The sequence below is a fragment of the Rhodanobacter ginsenosidimutans genome (assembly GCF_042655685.1).
GTDB lineage: Bacteria > Pseudomonadota > Gammaproteobacteria > Xanthomonadales > Rhodanobacteraceae > Rhodanobacter > Rhodanobacter ginsenosidimutans.
Genome location: NZ_JBHSMM010000001.1, coordinates 1924504 through 1949668 on the forward strand (window position 1 = coordinate 1924504; position 25165 = coordinate 1949668).

The window sequence follows — 25165 nt, forward strand, 5'->3', positions numbered from 1 at the left end:
CGCCATGGAACTGAGCTACGAAATCCGCCGTTCGACCAAACGCAAGAAGCTTACGATTACGGTGGAACGCGACCGGTCCGTGGTCGTCCATGCGCCGGCAAACGTGTCGGATGGAGCGGTTCGGCAACTGGTGGACAAGAAGCGATTGTGGCTCTTTGAGAAGCTGCAGCACGAGCAGAAGTACCAGCCACTGCCACACCCGCCCGGCAAAGAGCTGGTCAACGGCGAAGCCGCGCTTTATCTGGGGCGCGCCTACCGCATCGAACTCGTGGATGACAGCGACGGTGGTATCCGTTTTGCCGGCAAGTTCCTCATCCCGAGATCCCATGTGCGCCAACGTCGGCAGGTGCTTCGTCAATGGTATGTCGAGCGCGCAAGGGAAAAGATCCTGCCGCGCGTGTGCTCACAGGCCCATGGCCTTGGCGTGGCATTCGAGCAGGCGACGATCAACGACAGCTGTTATCGCTGGGGATCCTGCACGCCCGGGAACAACCTCCATTTCAACTGGCGACTGATCAAGGCGCCGATGTTCGTCATCGATTATGTGATCGTGCACGAGCTGGCCCACCTCATCGAGGCCAACCACACGCCACGATTCTGGAACATCGTTCGTGCGCAATTGACGGCCATGGATCGGGCTCGTGACTGGTTGCGCGATAACGGGCAACGTCTCGAGGAAGATGTGTAGGGACCGGCAACAATCAAGGTCGACGCCTTAGACTTCGCCGCCACCGGCAACCGCAGCCTGCTGGCCTCGCTCCGGAAACAGGGAGACAGGGTCCAAGGGAAACAAGGTCACCATTTCGCCGCCGGGGATGCGCACGTGCTCTCCCTCGGTGCTGCCGAAGAATATGTGTCCGTCTTGTCGCTGACCACCCGCCGTTGTGTTTCATGCGCCAGGATCGCGCCAGTCACCGTTCTAGTTAAAATCGCATCTGCGCCCCTTGCTGCTTGCCAAAAACGGCGTCAGGTTCACTTACAAGCGCTTTAATCCGCTAAAACCGCTATCGGGATAAAAAGGTGTCGAAAAGAGCGGTGTCGGCGTGCTCAAACGCGGTTTAGCTTCAGCCTCCGAAGGGACGGGCATTCTTCGTCTTGCTGCGGGGGGATGGAAGTGATCCTGCCCGTCCTTGCCGACCGCTCCAGCCTAAGCATCCAAGATATTTCCGGCCTTGCCGTATTTGCCAATCGAGTTCTGGCAGGCCTGTTGCTTACTTGAGCCAGGTTGAATTGCCTCAGGTCGCTCCATGCTTAGGCTCGTCCCGCTGATTCTCGTGCTTGGCGTCGTTCCCGGTCTGTTGCTGGCGCAGAAGCATGAACCTTCAACGTCACATACTGCCCCTGTCGGTGTGGCCACGCTTGTGGAGAAGGGGAGCTACGCGAACCGTGAGGGGTTCGACGTTCATCGCCCTGCGCATACGGCCAATGGAGCGATTCCATCGGGTGCAACTGCACAGTGTCGGGACGGGTCATTCAGCTTCAGCATGAGCCATCGTGGTACCTGCTCTCATCATGGTGGCGTTGCCCGATGGCTTTAGGGGCATGGCAATCAACGATCTCGGAAACCGGGGCCAGGTTCACTTCCTGGCCCTTGTTTTTCCCGGTTTCCCAGAGATGACGCCATGTGGGTGACCTGCTGAAGCAGGATGGGGCGGCATGGGCGTCTTTGCAGGCGCGAAACGTCTTGCAGCGACATGTCGATCTGCAGCCTTGCCGTTCGTCGTAACCCTGAAAGTCGACATTCGGTCGGCCACGATCAACCACGTCAACGTCACGGGGAACCCACGATGCGCCTTCTCACGCCCTCACTGCTGATGCTGCTGGCCGCAACCACGGCCGTCGCCGCGCCCACGCCGGTGCATTACACCCTTGATCCGGACCACACGTACCCCAGCTTCGAAGCTGATCACATGGGCCTGTCGATCTGGCGCGGCAAGTTCGATCACAGCACCGGCACGGCCACACTCGACACGGCCGGTAAAACGGGAGCGATTGATGTGACCGTCGACATCGCCAGCATCGACTTCGGCAACCCGGCGTTGAACAAGGTAATGCTTGGTGCGAAAGCACCGATGTGCCAGACGGAGTGCGGCACGTTCTTCGCGGAGAAATATCCGACAGCGCACTATCGCGGCAAGCTCACGGATTTTGTTGATGGGGCGCCAACCAAAGCCACCGGTGCATTGACGATGCGCGGGGTGACCAGGCCGCTGACCCTCACCATCGACAGGTTCAAATGTGTCCCTGATTTCATGCTGAAGCCACGGCTGCGTTGCGGTGCCGATGCGCTGGGCACGTTCGAGCGAGACGAATTCGGACTTGATGGCGGCAAGTCGTTCGGGATGGATATGAAAGTTGCCCTCCGCATTCAGGTCGAAGCAGTTCAGGACAAATGACACCTTCCCGATTTGGAAGGGAAGGCGGGGAAAACTGGCGTCAGAGTGAAGTGGCCCAGCTAGCCCCAGCCTTCTTTTCCTCAGTCGTCTTGCGGGGCGGCGGAAAGACGACCAGCGTTGTCGGCATCGACTTCCTCGCCATCACCATCCACCCGCGGTGACGCCGCGGGTAACATCGACGCGAATACGCCGTCGCGGCGGATCAGCCCGTGGTAAAGCGCCGCTCCCATGTGCGCCAGGAAGGTGAGGAACAGCAGCATCGCGAACGCAGTGTGCAGGTGGCGCAGCACGGCGAAGGCGACCGGGCTGGTGGGGAAGATCGGTGGCAGTCGCAGCGAGTCGCCCAGCATCACCGGATAGCCGCCGGCCGAGAGCATCGCCCAGCCGATCAGCGGCATCGCCAGCATCAGAAAGTACAGCAGCCAGTGCGAGGCCAGCGCCGCGAGTTTCTGCAGCGCGGGCAGGTCGGCCGGTAGCGGCGGTGGCGGATGGCGCAGGCGCACCGCCAGCCGGATCACCGCCAACAGCAGGATCGCGATGCCGAGCGGTTTGTGGATGGCGAGCAGCCATTCGTGCCGCGCGGAGACGGTGGCGACCATGCCGACGCCGATGAACAGCATCGCCACGATCATCACCGCCATCAGCCAGTGCAAGGTACGCGCGGCAAGCGTGAACCGGTCGGGGGTGGCGTTCATCGGCTCGTCTCCGGCTTGGGCGCGGTGGTGCCGGGCAGGTGGGCGTCCTCACTGGTACGGCGCAGGTACGAGTCCGCGTACGCGGCGGAGCGGGCGGGCAACAGCGGATCGTCGGAAGCCTCGATGCCGGCCGGCAGCACCAGCGGGTCGTAGTTGATGTCGCGGCACGGGCCGCTGGCCTGCGGCGCGCTGCGTTCCAGCACCAGCGTGCCGGCATCGATCGTGCGGCGATCGTCCGGCCAGGTCTTTGTCGCGTCGTTGGTCGGGTCGCCCGGATTGGCCAGGGTCACCTGCAACTGCCAGCGTTGCGGGCCGCGAGCGAGGCGTTCGGTGAGGTCGGCGGCAAGGTAATCCGCGCCGCCCGGCGTAGTCGCGACGCCAGCATCACTCGCCTCGGGCACCATGCGCCAGCGCACCGGCTGGCGTCGGCCGGCTGCGTCGACGAACACGAAAGCGTTGAGGCTCCAGTAGCTCTCCGTAGCGAAGCTTGCCGATGGCCTGGCCGTTTTCGCCCAGGCGCGGAACGCGGCGGTTTCTGGGTGCGCCGCAAAAAACGCGGCAATCTTCGCCGGGTCGGGTTTGCCGGTGACCGGGTCCGGTTGCTTCGCCTGCAGTTGCGCGTAAAACGCCTGCGGCGTAGCGACCGGGAACACCGGCATGCTGTTCATTCCGGTACGCCACTGCTGCCCGTTCGCCAGCGCGAAACGCAGCGCCATGCTGCGGATCGGCACGCTGGAATCCGGCGCATACGGATTGCCGCTGGGTATCGCGAAACGCCCGACCACCGGCGTGCGTTGCCCCGGCGCGAACACCTGCGCGACGGAATACGTCTGCGCCTGACCGCTGCTGTCGAAGTGGCCGACCACGCACACGCCTTTCGCATGGTTGCGGCGATAACCGGCGAACGTACCGGCGTCGTGCTGCAACTGGTTCACCAGCTTTTTCGGCGTGAGCCGATGCGGTGCAAGCCAGCCGCCGACGTAGCCGAACGCTATGGCGACAATGACGACGATGCCGATGATCAGGCTCCACGCGCCGATTCGGCGGGGCAGCGTATGGGGTGGTGTGGGATCGTGCATGTTCGACTCCAGGGGCATGTCTGCGAACGTCATTTACTGGCGTTGTCGTGTCGCAAGGCCGCACGAAGGGCGCTGGCTGCGGCGCGGTTGGTGAGGGGTATTCGCTCAGCGCATGCGATTCGTTACATGCACCTTGGTGCGGGCCATCCGCAGGGAGAGTGTTGTCGCGCTGCAAGGTGTATCGTCACGCGCTTACAGGGGGAAAACATGAAGAAGATGATTTTTCTGGCGGCGCTTGTCGCCGTTGGCGGCTGCACGTCCGTCAAGGTGAAGCCGGCCCGTTCGGTCTCGCCGGGCACCCAAGTGTGCATCGTCAACAATCCCAAGGTGATTGTTGAGGGCTTTGTGGACGTTGTGCGGGAAGGCTTCAGCCGTCACGGCTTGCCAACCAGGCTGGTGAACGAAAACGAAGCCGCTTCGTGCACGGTGACGTTGACCTACACGGCGCTCCGTTCCTGGGATTTCTCGCCTTATCTGTCACATGCCGAACTCCACTTGTGGAAAGACGGCCTGCAAATCGGATCAGCGGAATATCACCTCAGGGGCAAGGGTGGCCTCTCCCTGGCCAAGTGGCAGGGCGTGAAATCAAAGATGGCCCCTGTCGTCGATCAGTTGCTTGCTGGCGTGCGTTAGACCTGACACCTGATCTGGAGCTGGCGACAGTTCTACCCCGTTCTCGCCGAGCGTAGCCCGCGAAGCGGGCGGAGTCGAAGCGCCGCCAAGTGAGATCTGTCCGTGTCGCCGGCATGTCCTTCGACTTCAGCCTTCGGCCTACGCTCAGGACGAACGGCGCTTAAGTAAGCGCCATTCGTGTAAGGGACAATTTCCGCTGCCAGGCTGCGTGTTCGAAGCGCCAGCCTTACGCCAACTCACCTCGGCGTAAGCCGATACAACCCGCCCGGTTTGGAATCCTCCACCATCCACAGCGACCCATCCGGCGCTTCTTCGATGTCGCGGACGCGTTTGCCGACGTCCCAACGGTTGGTGGCGGTGGCGCCGCCCTTGGCGTCGAAGGTGACGCGGATGATGGCTTCGCTGGCCATGCCGCTGATCAGGGCGCTGCCATTCCATTGCGGGAACATGCTGCCCTTGTAGAACATGATGTTGCCAGGGGCGATCACCGGCACCCAGTAGATCAAGGGTTTGACCAGGTCGGGGCGGGTGTCGGGGTGAGGGATGGGCACGCCGTCGTAGTTCTTGCCGTAGGAGACCAGCGGCCAGCCGTAGTTCTTGCCGCGCTTGACCAGGTTCAGCTCGTCGCCGCCGCGCGGGCCGTGCTCGAGTTCCCACAGCCGGCCATCGGGCCCGAAGGCGAGGCCGTACGGCGTGCGGAAACCGGTGGCCCAGGTTTCAGACGGCGTGAGGTTGGGGCCAGGGAAGGTATAGGTACTGACCACGGGCGCTTTCTTGGCCGCCTCGGTATCGGCGGGCGGATCGATCAGCGGAATGGTGCGGGCGCCGACCTTGCCGGCCCAAGGGTTGCCGGGCGCGGGTTTGCCGTCCAGCGTGAGGCGCAGGATCTTGCCGACCGGCTGGTCGGGGTCTTGCGCGGGAGTGAAGCGCTGGCGGTCGCCCACGGTGAGGAAGAGGTATTTGCCATCCGGCGAGAACGCCACCGCGGCGCCGGCCTGGCCGCCCTTGCCGGTGGGCATCTGGTGCCACAGCACCTGGAAGTTGTCGAGCCGTGGTTGCTTGTCGTCCAGCACCAGCTGGCCACGGCCCAGCGCCAGGCCGCCGCCGTACTCGCCCGGTGCGACATAGGTGAGGTACACGTTGTGGTCTTTGGCGTAATGGGGCGAGAGGTAGACGCCCAGCATGCCGTTCTGGCCCTGGAACCAGCTGGCCGGGACGCCCTTGAGTTCGGTCTTGGCGCCCTGTGGTGTGACCAGCTGGACGCGGCCGACTTTCTCGGTCACCAGCATGCGGCCATCGGGCAGGAAGGCGATCCGCCAGGGCAGGTCGAAGCTTGCCACCTTGGTGATGGTAAAGGGGAGGTTGGGATCGGCGGGTTGCTCGCCTGCGTTGGTCTGCGCGTGAGCTGTGCTTGTGAGCAGAGCCGCAAGAAAGACCGCGTTCGCCAGCTTCATCATTGTATGTGTCCTTGCGTCCGGATGATCGAACATCTTAATGGGACGGCGCTGTCCGGTGCGATGCCTCGACCCGGCGAAAGCGCGGGGCAGTGAGCGCTTTCCGGCACCGGGTCGAAGCTGCCCGTTATCGGCAGGCCATCAGCAGGTGTTCGCGCGGCCGATCACGTAGCGCAAGCCACGCAGCAGGTGTGCGCGGAAGACGGCATCGGCGTATTGCGCGTCGGTGTGCCCGAGGCCGGTGTACCAGGCACGTCCGCCCAGGCGGTTCGAGCACCAGGCGATCGGGTGGTCGGCGCCCATGGTGCCGCCCTGATAGCGGCTTTCGTCCACGGTGGCGATCACGTTGACGCCGGCGCGCGGGTTGCTGCGGTAGTTGTACAGCTCGTCGGTGGTTTGCCACTCGCTTGCCAACGCAGCTTCATCGCTCTCGAACCGCACCACGGTGGTCTGCAGCCCCTTGGGGTGGCTATGGAACCAGGCGCCGACGAGGCGGCCGTACCAGGGCCAGTCGTACTCGGTATCGGCCGCGGCGTGCACGCCCATGTAACCGCCGCCCTTGCCGATGTAGCGCTCGAACGCCGCCTGCTGGGCGTCATCGAGCACGTCGCCGGTGGTGCTGAGAAACACCACCGCATCGAAGCGGGCCAGACTGGCGTCGTTGAACAGGGAAGGGTCATCGCTTTGCGTCACGTCGATGCCCTCCGCTTGCCCAAGCTCGCGCAGCGTCTGCACGCCGGTGGGGATCGACTCATGGTGGTAACCGGCAGTGCGGGTGAACACCAGGATATTCGGGGTTTCCGCAGGCGTCGCGCTTGCGCTTGTCTTGCTGAGCGCGTCGGTGGCGGGCGATGTGCAGCCGGGCAACAGGGCCGTGGCCAGCAGCAGGGTGATGAGCAGCGCAGGGATGGTTTTCATGCGCCGAGTGTGACTTGCTTTGGCGCCGGATGCACTTCACCGTCATGGGCCGGAAGAGAGGACGCCGGGTATCGGCGTCGATTACGGTACCGGGGCAGGGAATACCGCAGACGAAGCCATGACCGCACGAAAAATGGAAAACCCGCCATCCACCGATGCCGCAGCCCTGGCCGAGGAGCTGCGACGTGCCATCAGTACATTTGTGCGGGTGATTCGCAACAGGACGGCTACCGAAAAATCCGCGCAATCCGACGTGCTCGGCCTGCTTGAGCGCGAGGGGGCGATGAACGTGGCGGCCTTGGCGCAACGGCGCAATGTGACGCATCAGTCGATGCGTGTCGCGGCGGCGCAACTGGTGGCGGATGGATTGATCGAGCGCCGGCCGGACCCGGATGATCGTCGCAGCTGGTTGTTGTCGCTGTCCGGCAAGGGCGTGCCCGGGTACGGCGTGATCGTGACGCCCGCGCCGCGCGGATCGGCGAGCTTGTCGAAACCACCCTCTCGGCGGCGAAAACCATTGGAACGCCACCGGGCGGGTTGCGTCATTCAACGGACGTCGCGTTGGCGCAATGTGTCGCGAATGCAGTTTTCCGCCGCATCGCGGATTGCTGCCCAATTGCGCGAGCCATTCGGATGGACGATCTGCGCCGGATCGACATGGGTCAACAGCAACTGTGCATCGGTCGGCACGCGGGCGTCGAGCGGCAGGAAGAGGGTGGCGATGTCGCCGTTGTAAGGCGTCGTCCGGTCGACGCGTCCATCGGGTGTGAAGCCCGAATGCAGCGCCTTGGACGCGTAATGCCCTTGCGCACGGTCGTCCATGCGCAGGACGTGGAAGTCGCGCCGGGTCAGCGGGTAGCGGAAGTAGTACGAGACGTTCCGGAGCCGCCTCAACGCATCGAGGTCGATATCGTCCCAGGCCATGTTCGGCCATTTTCCATGGCGCGTGCGAACGCGGTGTAATGGCTTGCCTTTTGTCGTGGCCTTCATCCGCGCTCGCCCAAGCTGCGTTTTCTTTTCTTGAGGCCAACCTATGGATCGCCAACCACCGCCCACCGTGTCTCCGCTGGATCTGGATCGCTACCTCGGCACCTGGTACGAAATCGCACGGCTGCCGATGCGCCACGAGCCACCCGAATACACCGACATCAGCGCCAGCTACAGTCGCCAGCCCGACGGCACGCTGCGCGTGGACAACCGCGCCCACAATGGCGAGGGTGAACTGGAGGAGTCGGTGGGCGTGGCCACAGTGGCCGATCCGGCCGAACCGGGGCGTTTGCAGGTGAGCTTCCTGCCGGAAGGGTTGCGCTGGATTCCGTTCACCAAGGGCGATTACTGGATCCTGCGCGTGGATGAAGGCTACCGCACGGCGTTGGTCGGCTCGCCGGACTATGCGTATTTGTGGCTGCTGCATCGTGAGCCGGAACTGGACACGGCCACGCGCGACGCGTTCCTCGAGTACGCGCGTTCGCTTGGCTATCCGGTGGAGAAGTTGATTTACACGCGCCATACGGGGCGGCGTACCGCGTGAAGCGCGCGTGTTTTCGTTGCGATTCGGGCGCGCCGTCAATGACGAACGTTCAACCCTGTGGCTTGCGTCGGGCGCGCTTTTTCTTCGAGCCGGCTGACCCCGCGCCTGAGCTTGCGTTGTCCATCTGCTCCAGCCAGGCGAGGTCATCGACGTAGGCCAGGAATGCGCGCAGGTAGGCGGGTGACAGTTCCCGCATCAGTGCGATGGCGCGGTTGGCCAGGGCGGTGGAGTTGAGCGGGCCGGCGTCGGTGGTGGCATGGGCGACGGATTGCCGGAGCTGGCTGTCGGCACGGAGGGTGGACCACAGCTGGCGGAAATCGGCGAGGGCAGGGATGTCGGGATACGCGGCGCTCTGCGGCGAGGCTTCGCGGGCGAGATCCGCGACGAGTTCGCGCAGGCCGGAGTGCGGTGGGTTGGCGGGTGTTTCGTCAGGTGCAGCGTCTGGTGTGCGCAGTTCGGCCAGCCGTGTTTCCAGAGCACGGCGTGCTTCGCCATCGAGACTTGCGGTGCGCTGTTCCATCGCCGCGATCAGTCGCGCACGGATGGCCGTGGTGGTGTCAGCGCGCATGGCCAGGGTCGGCGTCTTTCGGCGCGGCGTTGGCGGCCGAGGAGCGGGGGATCGGGGCGATTTCCACGCGGCGGTTCTTCGCGCGACCGGCTTCGTCGGTGTTGGCGCTGACCGGCTGTTGCGCGCCGAAGGCCGCCGCGAACACCGCGTTGGCGGGCACGCCGGCGGCGATCAGCGCGCGGGCGACGGTGAGGGCGCGCTGGGCGGAGAGCTCCCAGTTGTCGGCGAATTGGCGGTTGTCGCCGTGCACCGGCTGGTCGTCGGTGAAGCCGCTGACCATCAGCAGTTCGTCGCGCGATTGCAGATATTGCGTCAGCGGTGCGGCGAGGCTCTGGATGAGCAGGCGGCCGTCGGGCTGCAACTGGTCGGAGTTGAGCGCGAACAGCAGGTTGCCGCGGATGCCGATGCGGCCGTTCACCAGGGTCACGCGGCCTTGCGCCAGCGGCGTGGCCAAGGCTTGTTCCAGCGTGGTGCGGCGCTGCAGTTCGGCCTGGCGCTGTTGCTCGGCCACTTCAAGTTTGTGCGAGAGCTGCAACTGCACGCCGATCACGCCGACCAGGATCAGCACGAACGCGCCCAGCAACACCGACATCAGGTCGCCGAACGCCCAGATAGGCGCGGTGGATTCGGCGTCGGCTTCGACTTCGTGGCTCATGGTGTTGTCGTGGCGGGACGGCAATGATCGAAGGCTCCCTCCCCTGCATGCAGGGGAGGGTTGGGGAGGGGTGCTTTTGGTTTGGAGGCAAGAGCTTTACCCCCTCCCAACCTCCCCCTGCGAGCAGGGGGAGGAGCTGATCCGGCCGCCGGGAATATCCTGGGCAGCCGCTTGTCTTCGCCGGAATGATGGCATTGGAAAAGCAGCATGCTCATGCCTTCGCCGCCTTGCCCGGCGCACGGGGGCCAGCAAGCTGCTGCATGTCGGCGATGATCTGCTGTTGCGAGAGCACGCTGAGTTCGACCACTTCCTTCGCCTGCGCCACGTAGTAGGCGAGTTGCTCGTCGCTGCGCGTGAGCGAGCTGTCGAGGGCGCCGGCGATCTGCTGCAGCCGTTCCATCAACGCGTCGTTGGCCTGGCCGAACTGCGCCACGCCGGCGCCGAACGCTTCGCCGAGGCTGGCGACTTCGACGGCGCTGGCGGTGACGTGTGCAGCGGCGGTGTCGAGCTTGCCGGTTTCGGTTTCGATCTGCGCGGCGAAGCGGGTGCCGACGCGGTCGAGCAGGTCGGCCGAGGTGCTGACCAGGGCGTCGACCGCGCTGCGTTGCTCGGTGGAGGCGTGGTTGACGGCGTCGAGCAGGGTTTCCAGTGTGGCCAGCAGGCGGCTTCGCTCTTCCAGCATGGCGGTGTCGCGGACCATGCTGTCGGAGAGTTTCTGGCGCAGCTCGCCAACGACTTCGGCGGCCACGCGCGGCGCGTCGGAGGCGGCTTCGACCAGGCGTGCGATCTCGGCGAGGGTCCTGCTGGCGGCGGCTTCGGTTTGCGTGGCGATGGCGCCGGCGGTCCGTTCCAGCGTGTCGCAGATGGCTTGCTGATGGCTGACGGTGACGTCGCCGGACGCTTTCCACTGCGTGCCCAGCTCGGTGCTGATGGCGTCGAGCTTTTGCGCCCAGCCAGCCAGGCGTTCGTCGTCGCGGCTTTGCAGTGCCGATTGCAACTCAGCGTGCGAACGGTCGACCGCCTGCATCAGTGCGGCCGCGTGCGACTCGAAGGTTTCGCTGGCGGCGGCCAGCGCCTGGCGGTTGCGTTCGGCCAGTTCGGCGTGGACGGCGTCCTGTTTCGACAAGGCGCTCTGCCAGGCGTCGGCCGCGCGGTCGGCGCTGGCATCCAGGCGGGTGGCCACGCCATCCAGCAAGGTGGACGAGCGCTGCTCGAAGGTGTCGGCGAAGCGGGCGAGCGCGTCGTTCCAGATGCCGGTGACGGTGCGCGCGGTGGTGTCGAAACCGGCGGCGAGGCCATCGAGCTGGCGCTGCACGGCGTCGCCCACGCTGGCCTGGATGGCAGTGCTCTCGCGGGCCAGGCTGGCCAGCGTGGATTCGACCACCGGCTGCAACACGCCGGCGGCGGTGCGCGCGCTGTCGGTGACGCTGGCCTGCAGCGACTGCTCGACCGAACGGGCCAGCTGCGTATACGTCTCTTCGGTATGGCGGTGGAAGGCTTCGCGATCGGTGTGCTGGCGCTCGTGGGCAGCGGCGCCTTGCTGTTCCAGCGTCGCGGCCATCGCCTGCAGCCGCTCGACCAGGGCGGGCATGGCGGCAGCCTGCTGTTGCAGCAGGCGGAAGGCTTCCTCGCGCTGGTGTGCCTGCGAATGGATGTGCAGGGTGGTGGCGATGCTGGCGTCCAGCGCATGTACCGTTTCCAGCCGTTCGCGACGGACCAGCGCCGAGAGCAGGCCGAGCATGGCCGAGCTGGCGACGCCGGCGATGGAGGTGCCGAAGGCGAATGCCAGGCCGTTGACCGGCGCAGCCAGCGAGCCGCGGATCGCCTGAAGATCACTGGCGCTGCCCAGCGCCGTGCCGGTGCCGCGCAGCGTGGCCATCATGCCCAGCAGGGTGCCGAGCATGCCCAGCAACACCAACAGGCCGACCAGGTACGGCGTCATCGCGGGCGCCGGCAGCGCGGCGCGCTCGCCTTCGACACGCAGGCGCACGGCGTGGCGCAGCCCCGGATGCAGGCGCTCCAGCCAGCGGCCGAGTTCGGCGGGCGGTTCGGTCAGTTCCTCCACCGCCTGGCGCAGCGTGGCGGTGGCCTGCCGGTAGCGGAACAGCTCGAACGCACCGGCGAGGTAGCAGGCGCCGATCAGCAGGGCGATGGCCGTGCCCAGCAGGTTGTTGCCGATGTAGCCGGCCACGATCCAGCCGATCGCGGCGAGGCCCAGGGCAAATACGGAAAGAAGCAAGGGACGTTTGAACATGGTGTACCGGGTCAGGAGGTGCGCAGCGCTGCAAGCAGCGCGTCCACCGGTTGGAAACGAAGATCCAGCTCGGCCAGCAACACGCTGCGCATGTCGCGGCGGAAGCTGTCGAGCCAGTTGGTTGAGGCGTCCCCGGCGGTGCGCAGGCGTTCGAAGCGCTGGCCCAGCAGGTCGGGCACCTTGGCCAGCAGGGTGTGCTCGCGCGGGGTGATGGCCACTTCCATCGCGGCGTCGACCTCGGCCAGCTGGCCCATGCCGGGTGACGCCGCGAGCGCGTCGCGGAGCTTGCCGCGCAGGCGACCCACGGCGGCCTGCGTGGCGCGCTGGCGGTTGAGGCATAGCTGGCGGAACGCGGCGTAGTCCGGTTCGGCAGGTGCCGCCGGCGCAAGCAGCGGGGCGTCGTTGATTGCGGCCGCCAGCACCTCGCGTGCCCGCGCGCACTCGGCGTGCAGGTCGTCCGGCGCCCCCGCATCGCCCGCCGCCTCGGCTGGCCGGGCGTCGAGCGCTGCCGCCAGCGCCAGCGCGTGCTTCCAATCCAGCCATTGGCCCAGCCGGTCGGGCAGCGACGGGCCGGAAGGCGCCAGCTCCGCTTCGGTCAGGCGCGCCAGCAGGCGGATGAAGGTGGGCCCGCGAACCGGCGGGCGGTGTGCTGCTTGGGCCATGTATTCCGGAGCAAATCGGGCAGTTTAACCCGGCCGGGGCCGCTGGCGGTCGGCCTCGTGTTTCTCGGGCGGGTGCGGCCTGCACGGCGGCGCCACCGGGAATTCCGGATACTTGCGGCTTACCGGCATAAAGAGGAGTACACCATGACGACATTCACCGGCGGCTGTCTGTGCGGCGATGTGCGCCTGCGCGCCACGGGCCAGCCTTATCGGGTGGGGTTGTGCCACTGCCTCGACTGCCGCAAGCATCACGGGGCGCTTTTCTACGCGGGGGCGATCTTTCCGCAGGACGCGGTGGTCATCGAAGGCGAAACGCGCGATTACGCTGGGCGGCACTTTTGCCCCCGCTGCGGCTCGTCGGTCTTCGCCCGCGTCGAGGACGAGGTCGAAGTGCACCTGGGGACGCTGGATGCGCCCGATCAACTGGTGCCGACCTACGAGAACTGGACCGTCCGCCGCGAAAGCTGGCTGCCGCCGTTTGCGCTGGCGCATCACTACGCGCGCGATCGCGAGCACACGGGCCGACGCGAGGATTAGCGTTGCGTCGCACCACGTCGGCGGCGCCGATCTGCAACCGCCATCCCGGTTGGTCCCGCGGGGCTGGGTACAATCATCCGTTGTTCCGGTTTGATGAAACAACCCCGACGTCCGCCGCGAATCCATCAGGGAAAAAGACGACCCATGCTCAAGGCCACGCTTCTCGCTTTCACCTTGCTCGCCGCTACTGCGCTGTCTGCGACGGCTGCCCAACCCGCCGCCGATCCGCTCGCGCCCGCAGGACATTGGACGGGCGCCACGGCAGGACGCGCCGCCACGCCGCCGATGGGCTGGAATTCATGGAACGCGTTCCGCACCGACGTCGACGAGGCCAAGGTGATGGGCACGGCGAAAGTGCTGGTCGACAGCGGGCTGCGCGATCTGGGCTACATCTACGTGAACATCGACGACGGCTGGTGGCTGAAACGGCGCACCAGCGACGGGCGCATGCAGGTGCGCACCGCGATCTTCCCGTCGGCGAAAGTGGGCGGCAGCGAGACATCCAGCTTCCGCCCCTTCACCGACAAGCTGCACAGCATGGGCCTGAAGGCCGGCATTTATACCGACATCGGCGGCAACGCCTGTTCGCAGGCCTATGACCTTCATTCGCCGAACCTGCCCGAGGGCACCATCGCCGAACGGCAGATCGGCCTGCACGGCCACGTGCAGCAGGACATCAAATTGTATTTCGCCGACTGGGGCTTCGACTACATCAAGGTCGACGCCTGCGGCATCAACGTGTACGGGGCGGACCGCCCCTTCGTGAAGCAACACAAGTACAACGCGTATCCGCCGCTGATCGACCAGGCCAGCATCAACCGCACGAATATCCCGGCCGTGCGCGCGCTGTACCAGCAAGTGGCCGACGCCCTGGCCGCCAGCAATCCCGATGGCGACTACGTGTATTCCATCTGTGCCTGGGGCGCCGCCAACGTGCGCGCGTGGGGCAAGGACGTGGGCAACCTGTGGCGCACCAGCGGCGATATCACGCCGCAGTGGTCGCGCATGTTGCACACCTTCGACAGCGCCTCGACGCGTGCGCTCTACGCCGGCCCCGGCCACTGGAACGACCCGGACATGCTGTTCGTCGGCCACGGCGATTTCGACGTGCACCACCTCACCGAAGCGCGCACGCATTTCTCGCTGTGGGCGATGATCGACGCGCCGCTGATCATCGGCTACGACCTGCGCAACGCGCCGCAAGCGTTGATGGACATCTGGTCGAACAAGGACATCGTGCGGCTCAACCAGGACAGTGGCGGCCACCAGGCGGTCATGGCCTACGACTCGGACGACGTGCAGATCTTCGTCAAGACGCTCAGCGACTCCGGCACCAAGGCCGTGCTGCTGCTCAACCGCGGTTCGGGGCCTGCCGAGATCACCCTGACGCCCGCGCAGCTGAAGATGGTGGGCGATGTGGCACTCACCGACCTGTGGTCGAAGAAAACCATGATGCTGACGGGCGGCGAACGGACCTTCACCTTGCAGCCGCGCGAATCGCGCGTGTTCAAGGCCAAGGGCAAACGGCAGCTTGCCGATGGCATGTACCTGTCGGAAATACCCGGCGCCATCAACATTGCCCGTGATGGCGTGATCGTGCCCGTGCCCGATCCGATCGTCCATCGCATGAGCAACCCCTGGGGCGCCACCACCAATAGCGGCGAGCGCCCGAGCTACGGCGGCTGGGGCGGCGCGCGCGCCGATGCCACGCCGTACGACCAGGCGTTGACCGTGGATGGAAAAGTCTTCGCCTCCGGCATCGGCATCCTGGCCAACTCGCGTATGGAAGTGAAAGCCGCCGGCTTCAGGCACTTCGAGGCGAAAGTGGGCGTGGACGATTCCACCCGCAACCTGAAAGACAAAGTGGTGTTCCAGGTCTTCGGTGACGGCCACCTGCTTGCCCAGACCACGGCGGCTTATGGCCAGGCCGCGCAAACGCTGAGCGCCGATCTTGCCAATGTGAAAACCGTCGAACTCGTCGCGCGCAGCGAAGCACCGACCAGCGACCTGCCTTTGGTGGTGACCTGGGGCGATGCCGCGTTGCGGGAGTGAGGAGCGGGCGCTAGCCGGCCGCCTGTGCCGGCGGGGCCGGGTAGCGTTCGACGTACGACTCCCCGCAACACCCTTCATAGGTCACGTGGCGCTCGGTGAAATCGACTTCATAGCGGATGACACCTGCCTGCCAGGCGGCCAGCAGGAACTGCGGGAACGTGCTTTCGCCGGCCTGATCCGTGCGGATCGCGGCCACCAGCGCCTGTTCGTCGAAGGGCGGCACATCGACGGTTCCCGACACCAGCGGCGTGCCTTGCTGGATCACGCTGCCCAGCCGCGTCTGGTACAGGCTCGCGCAGGCGGGCAGGTGCCACACGTTGCGCGTTACACCGGCGCACCGGAGAGTTTCGGCCAGGTAGGGGAACCCACCCACGCGCGGGCGTCCGGCCATCGCCTTTTCCTGTGCGGCTTGCAGGTTGGAAATCGCCTCGCTCATTGTGTGTCTCCCGGGTAATTTTCAGGGGATCGGACCGTGGCGCCGAAAGGCGCTGGTCAGTCGACTGGAACGGTGCTTATGGCGTGAGCTTCCGCCAGCTTTTGCAGCAGGCGCCGCAACTCGGCTCTTTCGGCGGCGTCGAGTCGGCTGAAGAAGTGTTCGTCGTTGTGGTCGGCTATCGCCCGCAAGCGGGGCAGGGTGCGCTTGCCGGACGGGGTGAGCGAGAGCAGTTGCGCGCGATTGTCGCGTGGGCTCGACGCCCGCACGGCGCACTGCTTCCTCACCAGCTTGTCGACGATTTTCGAGACGGCGCCGCGTGTCAGGTTCATCGCGTCAGCGAGCTGGGCCGCCGTGATGTCGGCGCGCCCTTCGATATGGTTCAGCGCCACCCACTCCGCGACCGAGAGCTGCCTGGCCTGCAGGGCGCTGGCAAAGCTTCCGGAGACATGGTTGGAAACGAGTCGAAGCCAGTAACCCAGGTGGATTTCAAGCGGCTTGTCCGGCGCCGCGTGGCCTGCCTGATGTTTCATCGTCGGTCCCGCCATGGTTTCCGTGGAACTCATTATTGTTTCCATGGAAACATGCTGTCAAGCAATCCTGCGAAGGGGAGTGGCCAACATCTGTCCGGACCGTCCCCCCGCGTTGTATCGTCTGCGTTTCGGTCAGCCCATGCCTTCCCGCCCGGTAGTTCAGGCGGAGGCAGAGTCGAGCTGACGTGCGTGATCGCTGAAGGAAGACCCGTGGATATTGGTGATCGCTATCGGCTTCTGGTCGAATCGCTGGAAGACGTTGCTGTTTACATGGTGGACGCCCAAGGGCACATCGAGACCTGGAACCGGGGTGCCGAGCAGTTGACCGGCTATTCGCCGCAGGAGGCGATCGGCATGCCGGTGGCCGTGCTGTACCCGGATGAGCAGCAGACGGCGACACTGTCCATTGCCCGGACTGCCTGCCGGAACGATGGCGACGGCCAGAAGATCGAGGGCGTGCTTCGGCGCAAGGACGGTTCGGTATTTGCCACGTCCATCACGGTGCAGCCGGTGTGCGACGCCGCGGGGGCGCTGATTGGATGGTGGGAGGTCGCGCGCGACGTTTCCCAGCAGCAGGCCGAAGCCGACGCGCACGAATTCACCGGCGAGCAGTTTCGTCGCCTGGTGCAGAGCGTCATCGATTACGCCATCTACATGCTTGACCTGGAAGGCCACGTGCATTCGTGGAATGCGGGTGCGGAGCGCATCAAGGGTTATACGGAGCAGGAGATCCTGGGGCGGCACTTCTCGACGTTCTACACCGAATCCGACCGCGCGGCGGGCGAACCCGAGCGAGGGCTGGCGCACGCCCTGGAGCACGGTCGCTTCGAGAACAAGGCCTGGCGCGTGCGCAAGGATGGCTCCCTGTTCTGGGCGCACGTGGTGATCGACCGGGTCGACGACAACGAGGGCAACCCGATCGGCTTTGCGAAAATCACCCGCGACGCGACCGAAAGCCTGCGCGCCGAGGAGGCAATGGACGAAATGCGGCGGGCGCTGCATCAGGCTCAGAAGATGGAAGCCATCGGCCAGCTCACCGGCGGCGTGGCGCACGACTTCAACAACCTGCTGCAGGTCATCAGCGGCAACCTGCAACTGCTGGGCGATGACGTTGCGGACAACGATCGGGCAAGACGCCGGATCGACAATGCCATGGCCAGCGTGGCGCGCGGGTCGAAACTGGCCTCGCAGTTGCTGGCATTTGGCCGCCGCCAACCGTTGGCGCCCATGGTCATGAACCCCGGCAAGCTCGTCCGTGACATGGACGACCTGTTGCGACATACGCTGGGGGAAGGTATCGAGATCGAGACCGTCATCAGTGGCGGGCTCTGGAACACGTCCGTTGACCGGACGAATCTGGAAAACGCCATCCTGAACCTCGCGATCAACGCGCGCGATGCGATGGACGGCCGCGGCCGGCTGACCATCGAGGCGGGCAATGCCTATCTCGACGATCAATACGTCCGTCGCCAGCATGAAGTGAAGGCCGGGCAATACGTGCTCATCGCGGTGACGGATACCGGCTGTGGCGTGCCGGCGGATCTGCTGGAGAAGGTGTTCGAGCCGTTCTTTTCCACCAAGCCGGAAGGCAGCGGCACGGGGCTTGGCCTGTCGATGGTCTACGGGTTCGTCAAGCAGTCGGGCGGGCATGTGCAGATCTACAGCGAAACGGGCTATGGCACCACCGTGAAGATCTATCTCCCGCGCAGCATGCAGGCGGAGGAGGCGCAGGCCATCGGCGCGCCGGATCGGATGCGCGGGGGCACCGAGTCGATCCTGGTGGTGGAGGATGACGAGGCGGTGAGGGAAACGGCTGTCTCGCTGCTGCGCAACCTCGGGTACCGCGTGCTGCAGGCGCCCGATGCCCGCAGCGCGCTGTCCATCATCGAAAGCGGCGTCGCGCTGGATCTGCTGTTCACCGACGTGGTGATGCCCGGCACGATGCGCAGCCCCGAGCTGGCCATCAAGGCGCGCGAACGCATGCCTGACATCGCGGTGCTGTTCACCTCGGGTTATACCGAAAACGCCATTGTTCACGCCGGCCGCCTCGACCAGGGCGTGGAGTTGCTGAGCAAGCCTTACACGCAGGAAGCGTTGGCGCTCAAGCTGCGCGAGGTGCTTTCCGCACGGACGACGCGACCGCCCGCCGACACCACACTTTTCGCGCGGCCCCGGCCATCGCGCACCACCCACGCGGGACGGTCGAGGATCCTGCTGTGCGAAGACGACGTGTCCATTCGCTCCACGGTCAAGGACATGCTGGAATCGAGGGGATATGTCGTCGTGGAAGCGGGCTCGGCGGAAACCGCCATCGAGAAGCATCGGCGCGAGCGGATCGATCTGCTGGTCGCGGACTTGAGGCTTCCGGGTTCGTCCGGTATCGATCTGGTGAAAACCCTGCGGCAAACCACTGCGGAGTTGCCGGTGGTCTTCACCACCGGTCGCTTCGACGCGGATACCGATCTGCTGGATTCGCGCACCAAGGTGCTGCTCAAGCCGTATAGCGGGGATGCGCTGGTGCAGACGATCTCGCAGTTGCTGGCATAGGGCGTCGCGGGGGCTAACCGGGCAGGCTGACCACCGGCACGAAGCCGCCGAAGATCATGCGCTGGCCGTCGAACGGCATGTCGCTGGCGCCTTCCAGCCGGGGATCTTTCATGAACTTCGCCATGCCGGCGTCGCGGGTGGCCTTGTCGGGCCATTCGATCCACGAGAACACCACCGACTCGTCCGCGGTGGCCTGCACGGCGCGCCGGAAGTCGGTGAGCTTGCCGTCGGGCACGTCGTCACCCCAGCACTCCATGACGCGCGTGGCACCAAATTCCAGCAGGATGGTGTCGAACGTGGTGGCGTGCGTGGTGAACGCTTCGCGCCTGGCGTTGGGCACGGCGAGGACGAAACCGTCGATGTAGGGCATGGCTGTCTCCTGAGGTCATGGCGTCCGTTGTGGCCGCCTTCGTGTAGCGACGAACGAGTGCGCTGGATCGGCATGGAGAAAGCAGGTTTCGATCTGCGCTGGTTCCGGACGAAAGCCCGGCATCTGGCCGGGCTTTCGTCGGTGGAACGATCGGGCGGGTGCCCTCGGTTATTGCTTGTTGGCTACCAGGGTGAGGCCACGGTTGGTGGGCTTGAAGGTGGCCACGGTGGTCATCTGCTTGCCATCCGGCGACACCGTCATCTTCGATATCGAAGTGAGCTTGCCGTCCCGGTAGTTGGTCTCCTGCAGGGCATCCCCCACCATTTTCACCGCGACGGTGTCATGGTCCGGGTCACCCGCTAAAGCAACTGGCTTGCCGCCAAGCTTGGCCGTGTAGGACTCACCGAGCTTGTTGGACATGGTCACCGTGTCGCCATCGACCTTGTAGGTGGAGGTCAACCTGTTTTCCGACGCGCTCTGGTAGCTCGCAATCTGCCAGGAGCCGGCCAGGGCGTTCGAACCCGGTGCACCGGGACCAACACGCTTCAGGGTTCCGTGGAAGTTGGCGTGCTTGCCGCGATCGGACGTGGTGTCGAAGGTGGCGGTCTTGCCATCCGGGGCCACGGTATAAGTGCGGCTGTAGATGAGCTTGCCGTCCTTCTTGGCGGTCTGCTCGACGACGTGGTCGCTGACGACCTTCACGGCCATGTGGTCCATGTCCGGCCGCCCGCTGACGGGTTGGTCGGTGCCGTCGGCCTTGATGTGGATGGGCGGCGCGCAGTTGCAGGTGTACAGGCTGTCCTTGAGCGTCATCACCTCCGCTGTTCCGGAGCCGTGGATCTTGCTGACATCGATCTTCCATGTGCCATCGAACGCACTCGCTGCCATCAGCGGAAACGGCAGCAGCAAGGCTGTCAGCACCAACGTTTTGTTCATCAATCTTTTCATCGCAAGCCCTCGCATTGATTGATACCACGGCCGGGATCCACCCGAAGCGCTGAAGCCCCCATGCATGCCGGGGATGCTTCCTTTTCGAGCCCCAGGGGCGAGGACGGTACTCCGAGTTATGGCGGTGTGCGCGTGCCATGGGGCGGGATTGGAGGGAGTTTGCGGTGTAGTGGGGAAGGGGGAGGGGGAGCAAAGGATCAGGAGCAAGAGCGCCCCTTCCGCCTTCGGCACCTTCCCCCGCGGGGCGGGGGAAGGAAGTCATGGCCAACGTCACGAACAGCGATCTCGAACACCTTCCCTCGCGGGCGAGGAAGGAAGCTGATGGTGGCGTGGCCGTAATCAGCCGCGTCGTGCGGCTTCGATCGCGGCGATGTCGATCTTCGTCATCGTCATCATGGCCTCGAACGCACGCTTGGCGACGGCAGGGTCGGGGTCGGTGACTGCGGCGGTCAGGGCGCGTGGGGTGATCTGCCAGGACAGGCCCCACTGATCCTTGCACCAGCCGCACTCGCTGGCCTGGCCGCCGTTGTCGATGATGGCGTTCCACAGGCGGTCGGTTTCAGCCTGGTCGTCAGTGGCCACCTGGAATGAAAACGCCTCGTTGTGCCGGAATGCCGGGCCGCCGTTCAAACCCAGGCACGGGATGCCCATGACCGTGAACTCGACTGTCAGGACATTGCCCTGCTTGCCGGCCGGATAGTCGCCAGGCGCGTGATGCACGGCGCCCACGGCGCTGTCCGGAAATGTTCTGGCGTAAAAGGTGGCGGCGTCCAGGGCGGTACCGTCATACCAAAGGCAAATGGTGTTCTTGCTGGTCATGCGGGTTCTCCGGGTTGAGCGTGGCGGAAAGCACTTCTTACTCCCCTACGACGGACGGCGCGCGGCCGGATCGACACGAAGCCTTGCACTTGTGTGCACCGCCCCATGGTCGCGGCAAGCGTCGGCCCAACATGGCCAGTACCGAACGCGGCCTGGCATTTCCTGATCCAGATCATGGGTGCGTGTTCCGCGTGGGTATACGGTCACAAATCCCGACGCCCGTGTGGACGCCGTACCACGTGCGATGGGATGGACGATGCAGGCAACTGTCACGGCACAGCATTCGGCGGTGAGCGCGGACGATGATCGCGCATTGGCCGCCGTGTTCTCGGCATACACCGTTTCGGCCACCTGCTGGCTGCTCTTTGCCACGGCGGTGGGGTTGCTGCTGGCATTCAAGTTTGGCGCACCGGATTTCTGGGCGGCGAAGTACCTGACCTTCGGCCGGTTGCGGCCGATCCACACCAACGACACCTTCTACGGCTGGGCCAGCATCGGCCTGGTCGGGCTGGCGTATTACGTGGCCGCACGCAGTTGCGGCACGAAGCTTTACAGCATCAAGCTGGCCTGGATCGGCCTGGCGCTGTTCAACCTTGCCGCCATCGCCGGCACCATTGCGCTGGAGCTGGGCTACAACTGGGGTGATCTGGAATACCGCGAGTGGCCGTGGCCGATCCGGCTGGTATTCCTCGCCGCGTTGCTGGTGACCGGCTGGAATCTGATCGGCACGGTGGCGCGACGCACCACCGAGGACATCTATCTTTCCAACTGGTACACGGTGTGCGGCGTGCTGTGGACCTGCGTGATCGCGATCGTCGCGACGCTGCCGTGGTATCAGCATGGCCTGGGGCAGGTCGCCATTTCCGGCTTCTACATGCACAACGCGGTGGGCATGTGGTTTACGCCGCTGGCGTTGGGCGTCTTCTATTACGCGATCCCGAAGATCCTCAGCCGCCCGATCTACTCCTACGCGCTGGGCGTGTTCGCGTTCTGGACCAACCTGCTGTTTTATCCGCTGCTCGGTGGCCACCACTTCCTGTTCAGCCCGCTGCCGTGGTGGTTGCAGACCACCGCGATCGTGTTCAGCGTGGCGATGCTGGTGCCGGTGTGGGGTGGCAGCGCGAATTACCTGCTGACGATGCGTGGGCGCTATCGCGACATGACCCACTCGTATCCGCTGATGTTCATTTTCGTGGCGGTGATCGGCTACCTGTTCGGCTCGACCCAGGGCACGGTCGAGGCGTTCCGCTCGATGCAGGCGATCTGGCATCTCACCAACTTCACGGTCGGGCATTCGCACCTGACGATGTATGGCTTTGTCACGTTTGCGGTGTGGGGTGGCATCTATGCGCTGCTGCCGCTAGCAACGCACAAGAGTCCGGGCCGGCTGGGCATTGCCCTGCATTTCTGGATGGCGCTGGTAGGCAGTTTCATCTACGTCATCGCGCTGTCGATCGGCGGCACCATCCAGGGGCTGGACTGGCTGCACCAGCGGCCCTTCATCCAGTCGGTGACGGACATGGCGCCGTATTGGGTGTGGCGTGGGGCCGGCGGCTTGCTGATGTTCCTGTCCCACATCGTGTTTGCGTGGAACGTGTGGCGGATGACGTCGGGGCAAACCGGTAATGCCGGCTCACCCATCCTGGCTCGCACTGAGGGGGCCGCCGCATGAAAAAGTTGCTGCAGATTGCCGGCGGTGCACTGCTTGTCTACATCGTCATCGTGATGGGGATTGCGGTGATCCCGGCCATCGACCTGTCGAAAACCCCGCCGGGCCCGGGCGTGAAGCCATTGACGGCCTTGCAGGCGGAAGGCAGCGCCGTGTATGCCGCGAACGGTTGCGCGTATTGCCATACCCAGCAGGTGCGGCCGCTGGCCGAAGACAAGGTGTTTGGACGTCCATCCGCACCGGGCGATTTCAGCTACCAGACGCCGGAGCTTCTCGGTTCCGAGCGCACCGGGCCGGATCTCTCCAATATCGGCAGCAGCAAACCCAGCGACGTGTGGCAGTACATCCATCTGTTCGACCCGCGCGCGGTGGTGCCCGAGTCGGTGATGCCGAACTTCAAGTTCCTGTTCCATGTGGTGGCCACCGTGCCGCCCGGCGAGACGGCGGTGCCGGTGCCGGCGGCGTTTGCGCCGAAGCAGGGCAAGGTGATCCCGACCCAGCAGGCCAAGGCGCTGGTGGCTTACCTGTTGTCGTTGAAGCAGACGCCGATTCCGGGCTACACGATGAACGGTGGCATGGGCGGCATGACCTCGGCGGCGCCCGCAACGGTACCGGCGCCAACCGCGGCTGCCGGTGGTGGCTACAGCTACGACGCCGGCAAGGGCCAGAGCCTGTTCATGGCGAATTGTTCGGCCTGTCACCAGGCTACCGGCGAAGGCATTCCCGGTGCGTTTCCGCCGCTCAAGGGCAACGCCGCGGTGGATGCCGACGACCCGACCTTACACATCCACACCGTGCTGCACGGTGCGCACGGCGTCACCATCGGCGGCGTGGCCTACAGCAGCGTGATGCCGCCGTTCGCCGATCAGTTGAGCGACGCGGACATCGCCAACATCGTCAACTACGAGCGCAGCTCGTGGGGCAACCACGCCAAGCCGGCGACCGCGGCCGCCGTGGCCGCTGTACGCGCCAAGGGCCCGTGAACAGGAGATCGCCATGCATCATGCTTTTCTCGGGCCGTTCTGGGGCAACGTCGCCATCATCGCGATCGCCGGCGCGATCACCATCGGCTGTTTCGTCGCGATGTTCTGGATGATCTTCCGGCCCGGCGAGAAAGACCCGCACCACGCCAAGTACGAGATCCTGCGCAAGGACCGTTGAGGAAACCCGCCATGTCCAAGCCCCACGTACGCGTCTACCTCGACGACGATCTGCAACCGGTGGCGGATCACGAACTGCCGACCGCACTGACCCTCGATACCCGCAAGCTGGCCGACGGCCCGCACCGGCTGATCATCCGCGCCGAGGATCACAGCGGCGCCGAAGGCGTGGAGGAGATTCCGTTCCACGTGCAGAACGGCCCCGGCATCATCGTGTCGGGCTTGCGCTCGGGTTCGACCCGGCGCGGCGAGTTGCGCCTGACCGTGGACGCCTTCAGCACCGACGACCCGTTCGACCCGCGGCGCGCCGAAGCGCGTTCGTCGATCCCGGTGTGGGTGTGGGTGATGTGCCTGTTCGTGGTGGCCTGGGCGGTCTTCTACGCCGGGCGCATGTGGGATGTGCCGGCGCAATACCGCGACACGCCCACCTACGGCCCGCCGCCGGCACAGGTTGCACCGGCGACGACGCCACGCTGATCCGCCAGCGGGGAACAAGGGATGCCGTGGTGGCCATCGAGCCACCACGACACCGGCGAATCAGGCGGCGGTTGTCGCCGCGCGATCCGCGTTGTGCGGATACATCGCGTCGAGGTATTCCTGGTCCATCTCGGTCTTGAACGTGTGTGCATCCTTCAGCGCTTCGGCGCGCTGGGCGGCCGGGCGTGCATTGATGCGGTCGAGGAAGCGTTTGACGTGGGGAAAGTCGACCCAGCCCTGTTCGCCAAACATGAAGGGCAGGGCGCGCGCCCAACCCCACAAGGCCATGTCGACGATGGTGTATTCCTCGTTGACCATGAACGTGCGGGTGGCCAGGTGCTCATCGAGGATCCGCCAGTGGCGCCGTGCCTCGAAGTCGTAGCGATTGAGCGCGTAAGCCTTGGGCTCGGGGGCGAAGTGCTTGAAATGCACCGCCTGGCCGGAGAACGGACCGATGCCGGTGGCGATGAACATCAGCCACGAATACATCCGGCTGCGAACTTCCGGCGTGTTCCCGGGCAGGAATTTGCCGTGCTTCACCGCGAGATAAAGCAGGATCGCCGTGCTGTCGAAAACCACGGCATCGCCATCGACCAGGGCCGGAGTTTTGCCATTGGGGTTGATGGCGCGGTAGGCGGCACCGTGCTGCTCGCCCCTGGCCGTGTCGACCGGCACCATCTGGTAATCAAGCCCCGACTCTTCGAGAAACAAGGCGACCTTGGCGGGGTTGGGGGACGGGTGGTAGTAGAACTTCATGATGTTGGCCTTGATGGGT

28 protein-coding genes and 1 pseudogene are annotated in these 25165 nt (G+C 65.1%); 13 read left to right on the top strand and 16 right to left on the bottom strand.

The window, feature by feature from the left end; genetic code table 11:
- The first annotated feature begins 4 nt into the window (after window positions 1-4).
- From ACFPK0_RS08405 to ACFPK0_RS08415, 3 genes are all read left to right on the top strand, one after another.
- The gene (locus ACFPK0_RS08405; protein ID WP_377339769.1) at window positions 5-688 is read left to right on the top strand and encodes a M48 family metallopeptidase; all 684 of its coding nucleotides are present in this window, start codon (window positions 5-7) and stop codon (window positions 686-688) included.
- Window positions 689-1247: 559 nt separating this feature from the next.
- A complete protein-coding gene (locus ACFPK0_RS08410; RefSeq protein ID WP_377339771.1) occupies window positions 1248-1538 on the top strand; it encodes a DUF3761 domain-containing protein in 291 nt (96 codons plus the stop codon).
- A 249-nt stretch (window positions 1539-1787) separates the two neighbouring features.
- Window positions 1788-2396, top strand: coding sequence for a YceI family protein (locus ACFPK0_RS08415; RefSeq protein WP_377339773.1), 609 nt, complete (start codon window positions 1788-1790; stop codon window positions 2394-2396).
- 80 nt (window positions 2397-2476) lie between these two features.
- On the opposite strand, the gene ACFPK0_RS08420 is transcribed toward ACFPK0_RS08415, so the two are convergent.
- Together ACFPK0_RS08420 and ACFPK0_RS08425 are read right to left on the bottom strand one after the other, a co-directional pair.
- Window positions 2477-3091 carry a cytochrome b gene (locus ACFPK0_RS08420; protein WP_056079233.1) on the bottom strand — a complete coding sequence of 205 codons (615 nt, stop codon included), beginning with the start codon at window positions 3089-3091 and terminating at the stop codon, window positions 2477-2479.
- A complete protein-coding gene (locus ACFPK0_RS08425; protein ID WP_377339776.1) occupies window positions 3088-4170 on the bottom strand; it encodes a catalase family peroxidase in 1083 nt (360 codons plus the stop codon). Before ACFPK0_RS08425 ends, ACFPK0_RS08420 begins: the two co-directional genes overlap by 4 nt.
- A gap of 207 nt (window positions 4171-4377) precedes the next feature.
- On the opposite strand from ACFPK0_RS08425, the gene ACFPK0_RS08430 reads away from it, so the two are divergent.
- Window positions 4378-4803: an Sbal_3080 family lipoprotein gene (locus ACFPK0_RS08430; RefSeq protein ID WP_056079230.1), complete on the top strand. Its 426-nt coding sequence runs from the start codon at window positions 4378-4380 to the stop codon at window positions 4801-4803.
- A gap of 236 nt (window positions 4804-5039) precedes the next feature.
- Here the strand turns inward: ACFPK0_RS08430 and ACFPK0_RS08435 are convergent, their stop codons facing one another.
- Together ACFPK0_RS08435 and ACFPK0_RS08440 are read right to left on the bottom strand one after the other, a co-directional pair.
- Window positions 5040-6260 (bottom strand): PQQ-dependent sugar dehydrogenase, encoded by a 1221-nt coding sequence (locus ACFPK0_RS08435; protein ID WP_377339779.1) that lies wholly within the window; start codon window positions 6258-6260, stop codon window positions 5040-5042.
- A 138-nt stretch (window positions 6261-6398) separates the two neighbouring features.
- Window positions 6399-7175 carry a ThuA domain-containing protein gene (locus ACFPK0_RS08440; protein ID WP_377339781.1) on the bottom strand — a complete coding sequence of 259 codons (777 nt, stop codon included), beginning with the start codon at window positions 7173-7175 and terminating at the stop codon, window positions 6399-6401.
- A 283-nt stretch (window positions 7176-7458) separates the two neighbouring features.
- Between ACFPK0_RS08440 and ACFPK0_RS08445 the strand changes: the two are divergent.
- A pseudogene (locus tag ACFPK0_RS08445) lies at window positions 7459-7521 on the top strand (MarR family winged helix-turn-helix transcriptional regulator); the annotation flags it as partial.
- On the opposite strand, the gene ACFPK0_RS08450 reads toward ACFPK0_RS08445, so the two are convergent.
- Complete coding sequence (locus ACFPK0_RS08450) at window positions 7500-7721, bottom strand: hypothetical protein (protein ID WP_377340328.1); 222 nt, start codon at window positions 7719-7721, stop codon at window positions 7500-7502. The pseudogene ACFPK0_RS08445 and the gene ACFPK0_RS08450 sit on opposite strands and share 22 nt — an antisense overlap.
- Entirely contained in the window at window positions 7722-8165 is a 444-nt protein-coding gene (locus ACFPK0_RS08455) for a hypothetical protein (RefSeq protein ID WP_377340330.1), read from the bottom strand.
- A 43-nt stretch (window positions 8166-8208) separates the two neighbouring features.
- On the opposite strand from ACFPK0_RS08455, the gene ACFPK0_RS08460 reads away from it, so the two are divergent.
- Window positions 8209-8706 carry a lipocalin family protein gene (locus tag ACFPK0_RS08460; RefSeq protein WP_377339783.1) on the top strand — a complete coding sequence of 166 codons (498 nt, stop codon included), beginning with the start codon at window positions 8209-8211 and terminating at the stop codon, window positions 8704-8706.
- A 49-nt stretch (window positions 8707-8755) separates the two neighbouring features.
- Here ACFPK0_RS08460 and ACFPK0_RS08465 read toward each other — a convergent pair whose 3' ends face one another.
- The 4 genes from ACFPK0_RS08465 to ACFPK0_RS08480 all read right to left on the bottom strand — a co-directional run bounded on the left by ACFPK0_RS08465 (window position 8756) and on the right by ACFPK0_RS08480 (window position 12845).
- Window positions 8756-9274, bottom strand: a complete 519-nt coding sequence (locus ACFPK0_RS08465) for a DUF2894 domain-containing protein (RefSeq protein WP_377339786.1) — start codon at window positions 9272-9274, stop codon at window positions 8756-8758.
- A complete protein-coding gene (locus ACFPK0_RS08470; RefSeq protein WP_377339788.1) occupies window positions 9264-9929 on the bottom strand; it encodes an OmpA family protein in 666 nt (221 codons plus the stop codon). The genes ACFPK0_RS08465 and ACFPK0_RS08470 overlap by 11 nt, the downstream gene beginning before the upstream one ends.
- 211 nt (window positions 9930-10140) lie before the next feature.
- The gene (locus tag ACFPK0_RS08475; RefSeq protein WP_377339790.1) at window positions 10141-12183 is read right to left on the bottom strand and encodes a DUF802 domain-containing protein; all 2043 of its coding nucleotides are present in this window, start codon (window positions 12181-12183) and stop codon (window positions 10141-10143) included.
- Between the two features lie 11 nt (window positions 12184-12194).
- A complete protein-coding gene (locus ACFPK0_RS08480; protein ID WP_377339792.1) occupies window positions 12195-12845 on the bottom strand; it encodes a DUF3348 family protein in 651 nt (216 codons plus the stop codon).
- 144 nt (window positions 12846-12989) lie between these two features.
- On the opposite strand from ACFPK0_RS08480, the gene ACFPK0_RS08485 reads away from it, so the two are divergent.
- Window positions 12990-13382: a GFA family protein gene (locus ACFPK0_RS08485; protein WP_056079203.1), complete on the top strand. Its 393-nt coding sequence runs from the start codon at window positions 12990-12992 to the stop codon at window positions 13380-13382.
- 144 nt (window positions 13383-13526) lie between these two features.
- A complete protein-coding gene (locus tag ACFPK0_RS08490) occupies window positions 13527-15434 on the top strand; it encodes an NPCBM/NEW2 domain-containing protein (RefSeq protein WP_377339795.1) in 1908 nt (635 codons plus the stop codon).
- Between the two features lie 10 nt (window positions 15435-15444).
- On the opposite strand, the gene ACFPK0_RS08495 is transcribed toward ACFPK0_RS08490, so the two are convergent.
- Together ACFPK0_RS08495 and ACFPK0_RS08500 are read right to left on the bottom strand one after the other, a co-directional pair.
- Window positions 15445-15870, bottom strand: coding sequence for a DUF1398 domain-containing protein (locus tag ACFPK0_RS08495; protein WP_056079197.1), 426 nt, complete (start codon window positions 15868-15870; stop codon window positions 15445-15447).
- Between the two features lie 56 nt (window positions 15871-15926).
- Window positions 15927-16400 carry a MarR family winged helix-turn-helix transcriptional regulator gene (locus ACFPK0_RS08500; RefSeq protein ID WP_056080921.1) on the bottom strand — a complete coding sequence of 158 codons (474 nt, stop codon included), beginning with the start codon at window positions 16398-16400 and terminating at the stop codon, window positions 15927-15929.
- Between ACFPK0_RS08500 and ACFPK0_RS08505 the strand changes: the two genes are divergently transcribed.
- Window positions 16380-18947, top strand: coding sequence for a hybrid sensor histidine kinase/response regulator (locus tag ACFPK0_RS08505; protein ID WP_377339798.1), 2568 nt, complete (start codon window positions 16380-16382; stop codon window positions 18945-18947). The genes ACFPK0_RS08500 and ACFPK0_RS08505 overlap by 21 nt on opposite strands.
- Before the next feature lie 13 nt (window positions 18948-18960).
- Here ACFPK0_RS08505 and ACFPK0_RS08510 read toward each other — a convergent pair whose 3' ends face one another.
- From ACFPK0_RS08510 to ACFPK0_RS08520, 3 genes are all read right to left on the bottom strand, one after another.
- On the bottom strand, window positions 18961-19317 hold the full coding sequence (locus tag ACFPK0_RS08510; protein ID WP_056079194.1) for a DUF1428 domain-containing protein: 357 nt from the start codon (window positions 19315-19317) through the stop codon (window positions 18961-18963).
- A gap of 168 nt (window positions 19318-19485) precedes the next feature.
- Window positions 19486-20253, bottom strand: a complete 768-nt coding sequence (locus ACFPK0_RS08515; RefSeq protein ID WP_377339800.1) for a hypothetical protein — start codon at window positions 20251-20253, stop codon at window positions 19486-19488.
- 351 nt (window positions 20254-20604) lie between these two features.
- Entirely contained in the window at window positions 20605-21084 is a 480-nt protein-coding gene (locus ACFPK0_RS08520; protein WP_056079189.1) for a VOC family protein, read from the bottom strand.
- A gap of 256 nt (window positions 21085-21340) precedes the next feature.
- Here ACFPK0_RS08520 and ACFPK0_RS08525 point away from each other — a divergent pair, with 256 nt between their 5' ends.
- The 4 genes from ACFPK0_RS08525 to ACFPK0_RS08540 are packed head-to-tail and all read left to right on the top strand — an operon-like array spanning window position 21341 to window position 24390.
- Window positions 21341-22756, top strand: coding sequence for a cbb3-type cytochrome c oxidase subunit I (locus tag ACFPK0_RS08525; RefSeq protein ID WP_056603802.1), 1416 nt, complete (start codon window positions 21341-21343; stop codon window positions 22754-22756).
- On the top strand, window positions 22753-23736 hold the full coding sequence (locus ACFPK0_RS08530) for a cbb3-type cytochrome c oxidase subunit II (protein ID WP_377339803.1): 984 nt from the start codon (window positions 22753-22755) through the stop codon (window positions 23734-23736). The genes ACFPK0_RS08525 and ACFPK0_RS08530 overlap by 4 nt, the downstream gene beginning before the upstream one ends.
- A gap of 13 nt (window positions 23737-23749) precedes the next feature.
- Complete coding sequence (locus tag ACFPK0_RS08535; RefSeq protein WP_156458329.1) at window positions 23750-23914, top strand: hypothetical protein; 165 nt, start codon at window positions 23750-23752, stop codon at window positions 23912-23914.
- Between the two features lie 11 nt (window positions 23915-23925).
- A complete protein-coding gene (locus tag ACFPK0_RS08540) occupies window positions 23926-24390 on the top strand; it encodes a hypothetical protein (protein WP_056079179.1) in 465 nt (154 codons plus the stop codon).
- A 60-nt stretch (window positions 24391-24450) separates the two neighbouring features.
- Here ACFPK0_RS08540 and ACFPK0_RS08545 read toward each other — a convergent pair whose 3' ends face one another.
- On the bottom strand, window positions 24451-25146 hold the full coding sequence (locus ACFPK0_RS08545) for a glutathione S-transferase family protein (protein ID WP_200946337.1): 696 nt from the start codon (window positions 25144-25146) through the stop codon (window positions 24451-24453).
- Window positions 25147-25165: the final 19 nt, after the last annotated feature.

What these genes read in the sequence shown, in the direction of transcription:
- ACFPK0_RS08405 (WP_377339769.1), top strand. Translation starts at nt 5, where the DNA reads ATGGAACTGAGCTACGAAATCCGCCGTTCGACCAAACGCAAGAAGCTT.
- ACFPK0_RS08410 (WP_377339771.1), top strand. Translation starts at nt 1,248, where the DNA reads ATGCTTAGGCTCGTCCCGCTGATTCTCGTGCTTGGCGTCGTTCCCGGT.
- ACFPK0_RS08415 (WP_377339773.1), top strand. Translation starts at nt 1,788, where the DNA reads ATGCGCCTTCTCACGCCCTCACTGCTGATGCTGCTGGCCGCAACCACG.
- ACFPK0_RS08420 (WP_056079233.1), bottom strand. Translation starts at nt 3,091, where the DNA reads ATGAACGCCACCCCCGACCGGTTCACGCTTGCCGCGCGTACCTTGCAC.
- ACFPK0_RS08425 (WP_377339776.1), bottom strand. Translation starts at nt 4,170, where the DNA reads ATGCACGATCCCACACCACCCCATACGCTGCCCCGCCGAATCGGCGCG.
- ACFPK0_RS08430 (WP_056079230.1), top strand. Translation starts at nt 4,378, where the DNA reads ATGAAGAAGATGATTTTTCTGGCGGCGCTTGTCGCCGTTGGCGGCTGC.
- ACFPK0_RS08435 (WP_377339779.1), bottom strand. Translation starts at nt 6,260, where the DNA reads ATGATGAAGCTGGCGAACGCGGTCTTTCTTGCGGCTCTGCTCACAAGC.
- ACFPK0_RS08440 (WP_377339781.1), bottom strand. Translation starts at nt 7,175, where the DNA reads ATGAAAACCATCCCTGCGCTGCTCATCACCCTGCTGCTGGCCACGGCC.
- ACFPK0_RS08450 (WP_377340328.1), bottom strand. Translation starts at nt 7,721, where the DNA reads ATGACGCAACCCGCCCGGTGGCGTTCCAATGGTTTTCGCCGCCGAGAG.
- ACFPK0_RS08455 (WP_377340330.1), bottom strand. Translation starts at nt 8,165, where the DNA reads ATGAAGGCCACGACAAAAGGCAAGCCATTACACCGCGTTCGCACGCGC.
- ACFPK0_RS08460 (WP_377339783.1), top strand. Translation starts at nt 8,209, where the DNA reads ATGGATCGCCAACCACCGCCCACCGTGTCTCCGCTGGATCTGGATCGC.
- ACFPK0_RS08465 (WP_377339786.1), bottom strand. Translation starts at nt 9,274, where the DNA reads ATGCGCGCTGACACCACCACGGCCATCCGTGCGCGACTGATCGCGGCG.
- ACFPK0_RS08470 (WP_377339788.1), bottom strand. Translation starts at nt 9,929, where the DNA reads ATGAGCCACGAAGTCGAAGCCGACGCCGAATCCACCGCGCCTATCTGG.
- ACFPK0_RS08475 (WP_377339790.1), bottom strand. Translation starts at nt 12,183, where the DNA reads ATGTTCAAACGTCCCTTGCTTCTTTCCGTATTTGCCCTGGGCCTCGCC.
- ACFPK0_RS08480 (WP_377339792.1), bottom strand. Translation starts at nt 12,845, where the DNA reads ATGGCCCAAGCAGCACACCGCCCGCCGGTTCGCGGGCCCACCTTCATC.
- ACFPK0_RS08485 (WP_056079203.1), top strand. Translation starts at nt 12,990, where the DNA reads ATGACGACATTCACCGGCGGCTGTCTGTGCGGCGATGTGCGCCTGCGC.
- ACFPK0_RS08490 (WP_377339795.1), top strand. Translation starts at nt 13,527, where the DNA reads ATGCTCAAGGCCACGCTTCTCGCTTTCACCTTGCTCGCCGCTACTGCG.
- ACFPK0_RS08495 (WP_056079197.1), bottom strand. Translation starts at nt 15,870, where the DNA reads ATGAGCGAGGCGATTTCCAACCTGCAAGCCGCACAGGAAAAGGCGATG.
- ACFPK0_RS08500 (WP_056080921.1), bottom strand. Translation starts at nt 16,400, where the DNA reads ATGAAACATCAGGCAGGCCACGCGGCGCCGGACAAGCCGCTTGAAATC.
- ACFPK0_RS08510 (WP_056079194.1), bottom strand. Translation starts at nt 19,317, where the DNA reads ATGCCCTACATCGACGGTTTCGTCCTCGCCGTGCCCAACGCCAGGCGC.
- ACFPK0_RS08515 (WP_377339800.1), bottom strand. Translation starts at nt 20,253, where the DNA reads ATGAACAAAACGTTGGTGCTGACAGCCTTGCTGCTGCCGTTTCCGCTG.
- ACFPK0_RS08520 (WP_056079189.1), bottom strand. Translation starts at nt 21,084, where the DNA reads ATGACCAGCAAGAACACCATTTGCCTTTGGTATGACGGTACCGCCCTG.
- ACFPK0_RS08525 (WP_056603802.1), top strand. Translation starts at nt 21,341, where the DNA reads ATGCAGGCAACTGTCACGGCACAGCATTCGGCGGTGAGCGCGGACGAT.
- ACFPK0_RS08530 (WP_377339803.1), top strand. Translation starts at nt 22,753, where the DNA reads ATGAAAAAGTTGCTGCAGATTGCCGGCGGTGCACTGCTTGTCTACATC.
- ACFPK0_RS08535 (WP_156458329.1), top strand. Translation starts at nt 23,750, where the DNA reads ATGCATCATGCTTTTCTCGGGCCGTTCTGGGGCAACGTCGCCATCATC.
- ACFPK0_RS08540 (WP_056079179.1), top strand. Translation starts at nt 23,926, where the DNA reads ATGTCCAAGCCCCACGTACGCGTCTACCTCGACGACGATCTGCAACCG.
- ACFPK0_RS08545 (WP_200946337.1), bottom strand. Translation starts at nt 25,146, where the DNA reads ATGAAGTTCTACTACCACCCGTCCCCCAACCCCGCCAAGGTCGCCTTG.